The sequence below is a fragment of the Neisseria sp. P0009.S007 genome (genome assembly GCF_051962515.1).
In genome coordinates this window covers 1-1,526 of sequence record NZ_JBQCVF010000036.1, presented here as the reverse complement: position 1 = coordinate 1,526, position 1,526 = coordinate 1, and the positions used below count along the sequence as shown (strand labels likewise).

The window sequence follows — 1,526 nt, the reverse complement described above, 5'->3', positions numbered from 1 at the left end:
CGCTCTTCCATCGAATCCTGACTGCCCAGCCAAATCACATGATGGCCGCGCTTTTGCAGCGACTCGGCAACCGCCAATGCAGGGAAAATATGGCCGCCCGTACCGCCGGCCATCAGCATAAAAGTTTTACCGCTCATGGTTTTACTCCACCGAATAACCGCGCATTTTTTGGCGGTTTTCATAATCAATGCGCAATAACAAAGTAACGCACACCAGCATGATAAAGACAGCCGAACCGCCGTAAGACATAAACGGCAAAGTCAGGCCTTTAGTAGGCAGGATACCGATGTTTACACCGATATTGAAGAAACTTTGAATACCAATCCAAATACCGATACCGTTGGCAATATACGCGCTGAACATCAAGCCCGAATCACGCGCCTGCTTGCCAATGGAAAACGCGCGCCACACCAGCCAGCCGTAGCAGAACACCAAAACCAGCATCCCTAAAAAGCCGAATTCTTCGCCGATGACGGCAAAAATAAAGTCAGTATGCGCTTCAGGCAGGTAGAAACGTTTTTCCAAACTTGCTCCTAAGCCCTCGCCAAACCAGCCGCCGCGCGCAATCGCCATCAAGGAATGTGTCAGCTGATAGCCTTTACCCAAAGGATCACTCCAAGGGTCCAAAAACGCCGCCACACGCGCCATACGGTAAGGTGCGGCCAAAATCAACAAACCCATACCACTCACAACGGTCGCCACCAATACGGCAAAATACTTCCACGGAAAGCCCGCCAAAAACAGCATACCCATGGTAATCACGACAATCACGACAAACGAGCCAAAGTCCGGCTGACCCATAATCAAAACCAAACCGAACGCCACCAACATAATCGGCAGAATCAAGGTCTTAAACTTGCGGAAACGTTCCTTTACCCTTACCCAAGCTTCACTTTTAAAAGGGCTGCACACCAAATCGCCAATACCGGTAAACAAAGACGACCAACCCAAAGAATCCAAATCGCGCAACATTTCTTCACGGCGCGTAAACAGGCTGGACAAATACAAGACCGTCGCCAATTTGAAAAATTCAGTCGGTTGCAAGTTGAGCGGCCCGATATGAATCCAGCGCGTCGCGCCATTAATCTCACGGCCGACAAACAAAACCAGCAACAACAGCAAACCTGAAACAGCAAAATAAAACGGAATAATCCGCCGCCAGAAACTCATCTTCAGCAGGAAAAGCGGCAAGCATATAGCCACTGTAAACAGGATAAACATTGCCTGTTTGGACACAAAAGAAAACTGGCTGCCCCCTTCCGATGCTGCATACGCAATAGAAGCCGAATAAATCATAATCAGGCTGAAGACCGTCATTAAGACGACCATCCACAAGAGAGAAACATCAAACTTCCGACCATCGCGCGCAATCGGCCGGTCAAGCATTTTGGAAAGACTAATCATGAAAACATCCGTAACGGCTTGAATAAAATATTCAGACGGCCTGCAAATGGGCAAGAGGCCGTCTGAAAAAATGAATTAACGTTATTTTAAAGGTTTATTTCCAAACCAACAATTCAGAATCT

2 protein-coding genes are annotated in these 1,526 nt (G+C 47.9%); both read right to left on the bottom strand.

All coding sequences use genetic code 11. The features are described 5' to 3' along the window. Positions 1 to 113: glycosyltransferase (locus tag ACTHS3_RS05265; RefSeq protein WP_440367317.1), on the bottom strand; the 113-nt coding region annotated here is incomplete at its 3' end. A 28-nt stretch (positions 114 to 141) separates the two neighbouring features. Then, positions 142 to 1,404 carry an FtsW/RodA/SpoVE family cell cycle protein gene (locus ACTHS3_RS05260; protein ID WP_004518878.1) on the bottom strand — a complete coding sequence of 421 codons (1,263 nt, stop codon included), beginning with the start codon at positions 1,402 to 1,404 and terminating at the stop codon, positions 142 to 144. Positions 1,405 to 1,526 lie beyond the last annotated feature (122 nt).